Below are 7,939 nucleotides of genomic sequence, written 5' to 3'. Positions count from 1 at the left end.
GTCGCCTTGCTGGCCGAGGCCGCCGCCTGCGCCGAGCGCGCCGGCATCGCGCCCGAGGTGCTGGTCGACGTGCTCGCCCAGGGCGGCGGTGGCGGCATCGCGCTGGAGCGGCTCAAGCCCTACCTGCTGGAGCGCGACCCCTCCGGCCTGCGCTTTGCCATGGCCAATGCGCAGAAGGACCTGGGCTACTACACCGCCATGGCAGGCGACAGCGGCGCCGCCCGCGCCATTGCCGACAGCGTGCACCAGACCTACGCCCGCGCCGCCACCCAGGGCGGCCCGCAGGCGCTGGTGCCGGAGCTGGTGGGCCTGCTGGCGCGCGGTGGGGCTGCGGCTTGAGATGCTCTGTTATTGATAGCTCAAAGCCCAGGTGATTCCTGGGCTTCAGGCATTTTTCATTCAAATTCCCGGCCTCCGGGGCCTGTCCGCAGGAATCTTGGCAAGAATCGGCCCGACATGCCTGAAATCGCCAATGGCATCAAGGGCTTGCGCGCCTCACTTGGTTGGCGATGCACGGTGCAGGCCCCGTTGAGCCACCGCCCTCAATCCACCGCAAACGCCACCCGCGGCGCCACCGCGCACATCAGCTCATAGCCCAGGGTCCCCGCCGCCTGCGCCACCTCGTCGATCGGCAGCACCGCGCCGTTCGCGGCGCGGCCCCAGAGCGTGACCTCGGCGCCGAAGCCGGCGTCGGGCACGGGGGTCAGGTCGATGCCCACCATGTCCATGCTGACCCGGCCCAGCAGGCGGGTGCGCATGCCGTTGACCAGCACCGGCGTGCCGGTGTCGCAGTGGCGCGGGTAGCCGTCGGCGTAGCCGCAGGCGGCCACGCCCACGCGCATCGGGGCCTCGGCGACGAAGCGCGATCCATAGCCCACGCTGGCGCCGGCATCGAGCTGCTGCACGCCGATCACGCGGGTGGCGAGCGTCATGGCGGACTGCAACTGCCAGTGCGCGGCGTCGTGTTCGGGGAAGTCGGGCGCGCTGCCGTACAGCGCGATGCCAGGGCGCACCCAGTCGGCCCGCACCCGCGGCCGGCCGGCGTGGCGCAACAGTGCCGCGCTGTTGCACAGGCTGCGCTCGCCCGGCAGGTCGGCGGTGGCGTCCTCGAAGGCGATCCACTGGTGGTCGATGCCGCGCGCGCCGTCGGCATCGCTGAAATGGGTCATGAACGAGATCTCGTCCACCTGCGGCAGCGCGCCCAGGCGCGCCCAGGCGGTGCGCAGGCGCTGCGGCGCGAAGCCGAGCCGGTTCATGCCGGAGTTCATCTTGAGAAACACGCGGTGCGGCTGCTGCGTCTTGTGCGCGGCCAGCATGTCGATCTGCTCGTCGCAGTGCACCGTGTGCCACAGGCCCAGGCGCGAGCACAGCTCCAGGTCGCGCGGCTCGAACACGCCCTCCAGCAGCAGGACCGGCCCGCGCCAGCCCAGCGCGCGCACCCGCTCGGCCTCGGCCAGGTCCAGCAGGGCAAAGCCGTCGGCCGCGCGCAGGCCCTCGAACACGCGCTCGATGCCGTGGCCGTAGGCGTTGGCCTTGACCACGGCCCAGACGCGGGCGTCGGGCGCGGCGCGGCGCATGCGCTCGAGGTTGTGGCGCAGGGCGCCGGTGTGGACGGTGGCGAGGATCGGGCGGGGCATGCGGCGCGGGGGTGGGAACGGGGCCCGCCATTCTGGCAGCGTCGCCCGCGGCACAAGGCTGGCCGGGCCGTCCGGACATCGGCTTTGCGGGCCGGGGCTGCGTGCTATAACCCGACCTCCCCGCAGCAAGACAGCCCGCACATCCACCCTCTTCGCCGGCGTACAGGCCGGCCAGTCAGCTATCGAATGAAGCGCGGTTTCTACACGATCATGTCGGCCCAGTTCTTTTCGTCGCTGGCCGACAATGCGCTCTTTGTGGCCGCGGTGGAGTTGTTGCGCTACGGCGGCGCCCCCGAATGGCAGCGCGCGGCCCTGGTGCCCATGTTCGCACTGTTCTACGTGGTGCTCGCCCCCTTCGTGGGCGCGTTCGCCGACGCCCTGCCCAAGGGCAAGGTGATGTTCTACAGCAATGCGATCAAGGTGGTGGGCTGCCTGATGATGCTGTTCGGCACGCACCCGCTCATGGCCTACGCCATCGTCGGCCTGGGCGCGGCGGCCTATTCGCCGGCCAAGTACGGCATCCTGACCGAGCTGCTGCCGGCCTCGCAATTGGTCAAGGCCAATGGCTGGATCGAGGGGCTGACCATCGCCTCCATCATCCTGGGCGTGCTGGTGGGCGGGCAACTGGTCGGGCGGCATGTCTCCGGCATGCTGCTGTCGATCGACTTCCCTGTGATCGACACCAGCGTGGACACGCCGGCCGAGGCCGCCATCCTGGCGCTGATCTTCGTCTACATGCTGGCGGCCTGGTTCAACACCCGCATACCGCACACCGGGGTGGAGATGCGGCCGCTGCGCAAGGACCCCTCGCGCAGCATCGCGCGCAATGCGCTGGAACTGCTGCCGGATTTCTGGAGCTGCAACTCGCGGCTCTGGCGCGACAAGCTGGGGCAGATCTCGCTGTCGACCACCACGCTGTTCTGGGGCGTCTCGGGCAACCTGCGCTACATCGTGCTGGCCTGGAGCGCCGCGGCGCTGGGCTACGGCACCACGCAGGCGTCTTCGCTGGTCGGGGTGGTGGCCATCGGCACGGCCGTCGGCGCGGTGCTGGCCTCCATGCGCATGCGGCTGGACGTGGCCACGCGCGTGATCCCGCTGGGCATCGCCATGGGCGTGCTGGTGATCGCCATGAATTTCATCACCAACGTCTGGGTGGCCGCGCCCTTCCTGATCCTGCTGGGCGGCATCGGCGGCTTCCTGGTGGTGCCGATGAACGCGCTGCTGCAGCACCGCGGCCACAACCTGATGGGCGCGGGCCGCTCCATCGCGGTGCAGAACTTCAACGAGCAGGCCTGCATCCTGGGCCTGGGCGCGTTCTACAGCATCTCCACCAAGTTCGGCGTGTCCGCCTTCGGCGCGATCACCGGCTTCGGGCTGGTCGTGGCGGGCGTGATGTGGCTGATCCTGCTGTGGAACCGGCGCAATGAGCGGGTGCACAAGGACGAGGTCGAGCACCTGCTGGCCATCGCGCGCCACGACGACCACCACTGATTCCGCCCGCCGCGCGCCCCCGGCGCGGCGCAGCGCGGCATGCCGGCGCAGCATCGGTCCCCTCCCCTTTTCTTCCCATGCCCACTTCCGTTTTCGCTGCCCTCGCGCTGATGCTCAACGCCTTCGTCTGGGGCGTGTCCTGGTGGCCGTTCCGGCGGCTCGAGGGCTTCGGGCTGCACCCGCTGTGGGCGACGGCGGCCATCTATGCGCTGGCGCTGGCCGGACTGCTGGCCTGGCGGCCGCAGGCGCTGCGGGCGCTGGCCCGGCACCGCGGGCTGTGGCTGCTGGCGCTGGCGGCGGGCATGTCCAACCTGTGCTTCAACTGGGGCGTGACGCGCGGCGACGTGGTGCGGGTGGTGCTGCTGTTCTACCTGATGCCGGTGTGGACGGTGCTGCTGGCCTGGCCGCTGCTGGGCGAGCGGCCGCGGCCCGCGGCGCTGGCGCGCATGGCGCTGGCCGTGGCCGGCGTGGTGGTGGTGCTGCGCACGCCGGGCATGCCCTGGCCCGTGCCCGAGAGCCTGGCCGACTGGCTGGGGCTGGTGGGCGGCCTCTGCTTCTCGCTCACCAACATCCAGTTGCGGCGCGTGCGCAGCGCCACCGACGAGAGCCGCATGGTCGCGATGTTCAGCGGCTGCATGGCCGTCTCCGCGCTGGCGGCCACCGGGGGGCTGCTGCTGGGCGAGATCGCGGCGCCGCCCCTGCCGGCGCCGGCCTGGATGCTCACGGCCCTGCTGCTGGCGCTGGCCTTCATTGCCGGCAACGCCGGCATGCAGTACGGCGCGGCGCGGCTGAGCGCCAACGCCACGGCGCTCATCATGCTGTCGGAGGTGGTGTTTGCCAGCCTGTCCGCGGTGGCGCTGGGCGCCGCGCAACTGGCGCCCCGTACCCTGGTGGGCGGCGCCATGGTGCTGCTGGCCGCGGCCTGGGCGGCGCTGGCGCGCCCTGTCGAGGGCGAAGCGGACGCGCGTTGCGCGCCGTGACAAATCCCGCTCCTGCCGGGTGCGAACGGCTGTACGGCGGCCCGCCGTCGGCATAGGATGCGTCGATCCTTCAAGGAGTCCCCATGCCCACGCTCTCAGACTTCAATGCCCAGTCCCTGGACGGCACGCCCGTTGCGCTCGGCCAGTACGCCGGCAAGGTGCTGCTGGTGGTCAACACCGCCAGCGCCTGCGGCTTCACGCCGCAGTTCGCCGGCCTGCAGGAGCTGCACAGGCGCTACGCGGAGCAGGGGCTGGTGGTGATCGGCTTTCCGTGCAACCAGTTCGGCAGCCAGGACCCGGGCAGCAATGCCGAGATCGGCGCGTTCTGCCAGAAGAACTACGGCGTGGACTTTCCCATGATGGCCAAGGTCGACGTCAACGGCGAGCAGGCGCACCCGCTGTTCCAGTGGCTCAAGAAAGAGGCCCCCGGCGTGCTGGGCAGCCAGGCGATCAAGTGGAACTTCACCAAGTTCCTGGTCGGCCGCGACGGCACGGTGCTCAAGCGCTATGGCTCGATGGACAAGCCCGAGAGCCTGAAGGCCGACATAGAAGCCGCGCTCGCGGCCTGACCTGGTCGCGCGCGCGACTGCCGCGGCCGGGCCAGTCGCTTCTGGGACTTCCTCGGCCCCGCCTGGGGTGGTGCAATCCGGCTCTGCGCAGCATACGCTGCACCCGCTTCACCCAACCAGGAGCCCCCCATGCTGGGAGACCATTCCGCCAAGACCCGCGACCTGCTGCAGCGCCTGCACGCCTTCTTCGACGAGCACATCTACCCCAACGAGGAGCGCTATGCGCGCGAACTCGACGCCATGCGCCGCGAGGGCGACCCGTGGCGCCACGTACCGGTGGTGGAAGAACTCAAGCCCATCGCCCGCAAGGCCGGCCTGTGGAACATGTTCCTGCCGCACGAGTACAAGGGCGTGCCCGGCATCTCCAACCTGGACTACGCGCCGCTGTGCGAGGTGATGGGCCGCGTCACCTGGTCGGGCGAGGTGTTCAACTGCTCCGCGCCGGACACCGGCAACATGGAGACCATCGAGCGCTATGGCACCGAGGCGCACAAGAAGCAGTGGCTGGACCCGCTGCTGGCCGGCGAGATCCGCTCGGCCTTCCTCATGACCGAGCCGGCCGTGGCCTCGTCCGACGCCACCAACATCCAGTGCTCCATCCGCCGCGAAGGCGACGAGTACGTGATCAACGGGCGCAAGTGGTTCTCCTCCGGCGCCGGCGTGCCGCACTGCAAGATCTTCATCGTCATGGGCAAGACCGACCCCGAGGCGCCGCGCCACCAGCAGCAGTCCATGGTGCTGGTGCCGCGCGACACGCCCGGCGTGACGGTGCTGCGCCCGATCAGCGTGTTCGGCTACGACGATGCGCCGCACGGCCACATGGAGATCCTGCTGGAGAACGTGCGCGTGCCGGTCTCCAACATCCTGCTGGGCGAAGGCCGCGGCTTCGAGATCGCTCAGGGCCGGCTCGGCCCGGGGCGCATCCACCACTGCATGCGCTCCATCGGCGCGGCCGAACGCGCGCTGGAACTGATGGTGGACCGGCTGCGCACCCGCATCGCCTTCGGCAAGCCGCTGTCGGAGCAGTCGATTTGGCACGAGCGCATCGCCGAGTCGCGCTGCATGATCGACCAGGCGCGCCTGCTGGTGCTCAACGCCGCCCACAAGATGGACACCCTGGGCAACAAGGCGGCCCAGGCCGAGATCGCCATGATCAAGGTCGTCGCCCCCAACATGTCCTGCAAGATCGTGGACTGGGCGATCCAGGCGTATGGCGGCGCCGGCGTGAGCCAGGACTCCTGGCTCGCCGAGTCCTATGCCAACCAGCGCACCGTGCGCATCGTCGACGGTCCGGACGAGGTGCACCGCAAAGCGATCGCCAAGCTGGAGCTGGCCAAGAGGAAGTAGGGCTCGCCCCCAGGCTGCGCGCTTCGCGTCTTCGCCCACTCCCTTCCGGGGGCAGCACCGCTGGACCGGCACAGCCGGATCCACGGTGTTCTGCGCATGGCCTGCCCGCAAGCCGCGCCGTGCTACCGTGCCGGCCATGACCGAACGCCAGCACGTGCCCGACCGCGACGCCATCGCCGCGCTCCCCGAATTCCCGCGCCTGGGCCTGGAGTCCATCCGGCTCGTGGCCAGCGCCGATGCGGCGCGCGCCGCCGAGGCCGAACTGCAAGGCGCCTGCGTGCTGGGCTTCGACACCGAATCCAGGCCCACCTTCGCGCGCGGCGAGGCCTCCGACGGCCCGCACGTGGCGCAGTTCGCCACCGCCACCACCGCCTGGGTGTTCCAGCTGCGCGACCCGGAATGCCTGCGCGTGGCGGCGGCGCTGCTGGAGTCGCCGGCGGTGCGCAAGGTCGGCTTCGGCCTGTCGGGCGACCTGCGGCAGTTGCGCGGCCGCCTCGGCGTGGAGCCGCAGGCGGTGCTCGACCTGGACACGGTGTTCCGCGAACGCGGCTGGCGCAAGGAGGTCGGCGTGAAGGCGGCCATCGCCATCCTGTTCGGCCAGCGCTTAGTCAAGTCCAAGAAGGTCGCGACCACCAACTGGGCCAATGCGCGCCTGACCGAATCGCAGATCGTCTACGCCGCCAACGACGCCTATGCGGCGATGCGGGTGTTCGAGGCGCTGGAGCGTCCGGCGCAGCGATAGCGCACGGCACGGGTCATTGGGCAGGAAGGTGGCGCCGCGAGGCGATTTTCAGGCAAAAAGTGCCTGTAGCCCATGTTGTACCAGGGCTTTGTGCTATAAAAAACGTAGCAAAACGGGCCCGGCAGTCTGCGGACAGCGCGTACGCGCGCCGAATCGCCGATGCGGCGCGGCTGCCCGCTTCATCGAAAGAACGCATAGCCCAGGCCGATCGCCGCCGCCAGCCCGGCCGCGTCGGCAAACAGCGCGCAGCCCAGCGCATGGCGCATGTTCTTCAGCCCCACGCTGCCGCCGTACACGGCCAGCACGTAGAAGGTGGTCTCGGTCGAGCCCTGGATGATGGCTGCGAGCCTGGCGGGGAACGAGTCGACGCCGTAGGCCTGCATCACGTCCACCATGAGCCCGCGCGCGCCCGCGCCCGACAGGATCTTCATCAGCCCCACCGGCAGCGCCGGCAGAAAGGCCGTGTCCCAGCCCAGCGCCGCCACGCCGCGGCCGATGCCGGCCAGCAGCCAGTCCATGCAGCCGGCGGCGCGGAACAGCGCGATGGCGCAGAGCATGCCGACCAGGTAGGGAATGATCTGCACCGCCACGCCAAAGCCTTCTTTTGCGCCTTCGACGAAGGTGTCGTACACCGGCACCCGGCGCCAGGCGCCGGCCACCAGGAAGGCCGTGACCAGCGCCAGGATGCAGAAGGCCCCGGCCAGGCCGGTGATGCGCGCCGCCTGCTCGGCCGGCAGTTGCGCCAGGCCGGCCAGCAGCGCCGCCAGCAGCGCCAGCACGCCGGCCAGCGGCAGCAGGAAGCGCGGCCGGTACAGCGGCAGGCGCTGGCACACCGCCACCGCCAGCAGCCCGGCCAGGCAGGAGGCGAAGGTGGCCAGCAGCGTCGGCAGCAGGACGTCGGCCGCGTTGAAGTGGGCCACGCCCTGGCGCAGCGCGATGCTCTGCCGGATGGCGATCACCGCCGTGGGGATGAGCGTGATGCCGGCGGTGTTGAGCACGACGAACAGGATCTGCGCATCGGTCGCGGTGCCCGGGCGCGGGTTGAGCGTTTCCAGCTCGCGCATCGCCTTCAGGCCCAGCGGCGTGGCGGCGTTGTCCAGGCCCAGCAGGTTGGCCGAGACGTTCATCGTCATCGCCCCCTGCGCCGGGTGCCCGGCCGGCACGCCCGGGAAC

8 protein-coding genes are annotated in these 7,939 nt (G+C 70.5%); 6 read left to right on the top strand and 2 right to left on the bottom strand.

The genetic code is table 11. The features are described from left to right. Window positions 1–339, top strand: a 339-nt coding sequence (locus JHD63_RS20735) for an NAD-binding protein (protein WP_198972700.1), incomplete at its 5' end; no start/stop codon positions are given. 203 nt (window positions 340–542) lie between these two features. On the opposite strand, the gene alr is transcribed toward JHD63_RS20735, so the two are convergent. Beyond that, complete coding sequence (gene alr / locus JHD63_RS20730) at window positions 543–1,637, bottom strand: alanine racemase (protein WP_198972699.1); 1,095 nt, start codon at window positions 1,635–1,637, stop codon at window positions 543–545. A gap of 186 nt (window positions 1,638–1,823) precedes the next feature. On the opposite strand from alr, the gene lplT reads away from it, so the two are divergent. From lplT to JHD63_RS20705, 5 genes are all read left to right on the top strand, one after another. After that, on the top strand, window positions 1,824–3,128 hold the full coding sequence (lplT, locus tag JHD63_RS20725) for a lysophospholipid transporter LplT (RefSeq protein ID WP_198972698.1): 1,305 nt from the start codon (window positions 1,824–1,826) through the stop codon (window positions 3,126–3,128). A 77-nt stretch (window positions 3,129–3,205) separates the two neighbouring features. Further along, complete coding sequence (locus JHD63_RS20720) at window positions 3,206–4,108, top strand: DMT family transporter (protein ID WP_198972697.1); 903 nt, start codon at window positions 3,206–3,208, stop codon at window positions 4,106–4,108. Between the two features lie 83 nt (window positions 4,109–4,191). After that, window positions 4,192–4,677 (top strand): glutathione peroxidase, encoded by a 486-nt coding sequence (locus tag JHD63_RS20715; RefSeq protein ID WP_198972696.1) that lies wholly within the window; start codon window positions 4,192–4,194, stop codon window positions 4,675–4,677. Window positions 4,678–4,806: 129 nt separating this feature from the next. Then, on the top strand, window positions 4,807–6,024 hold the full coding sequence (locus JHD63_RS20710) for an acyl-CoA dehydrogenase family protein (RefSeq protein ID WP_198972695.1): 1,218 nt from the start codon (window positions 4,807–4,809) through the stop codon (window positions 6,022–6,024). A 136-nt stretch (window positions 6,025–6,160) separates the two neighbouring features. Continuing rightward, window positions 6,161–6,766, top strand: a complete 606-nt coding sequence (locus JHD63_RS20705; RefSeq protein WP_198972694.1) for a 3'-5' exonuclease — start codon at window positions 6,161–6,163, stop codon at window positions 6,764–6,766. Window positions 6,767–6,945: 179 nt separating this feature from the next. On the opposite strand, the gene JHD63_RS20700 is transcribed toward JHD63_RS20705, so the two are convergent. Then, window positions 6,946–7,939 (bottom strand): nucleoside recognition domain-containing protein (locus JHD63_RS20700; RefSeq protein ID WP_198972693.1); only part of this gene is annotated, 994 nt, incomplete at its 5' end.

It is taken from the genome of Xylophilus sp. ASV27, assembly GCF_016428875.1.
Taxonomy (GTDB): domain Bacteria; phylum Pseudomonadota; class Gammaproteobacteria; order Burkholderiales; family Burkholderiaceae_C; genus Xylophilus.
This window is presented reverse-complemented; position numbering and strand designations above follow the sequence as displayed.

Coding starts and splice junctions, on each gene's coding strand:
- alr (WP_198972699.1), bottom strand. CDS start 1,637: ATGCCCCGCCCGATCCTCGCCACCGTCCACACCGGCGCCCTGCGCCAC.
- lplT (WP_198972698.1), top strand. CDS start 1,824: ATGAAGCGCGGTTTCTACACGATCATGTCGGCCCAGTTCTTTTCGTCG.
- JHD63_RS20720 (WP_198972697.1), top strand. CDS start 3,206: ATGCCCACTTCCGTTTTCGCTGCCCTCGCGCTGATGCTCAACGCCTTC.
- JHD63_RS20715 (WP_198972696.1), top strand. CDS start 4,192: ATGCCCACGCTCTCAGACTTCAATGCCCAGTCCCTGGACGGCACGCCC.
- JHD63_RS20710 (WP_198972695.1), top strand. CDS start 4,807: ATGCTGGGAGACCATTCCGCCAAGACCCGCGACCTGCTGCAGCGCCTG.
- JHD63_RS20705 (WP_198972694.1), top strand. CDS start 6,161: ATGACCGAACGCCAGCACGTGCCCGACCGCGACGCCATCGCCGCGCTC.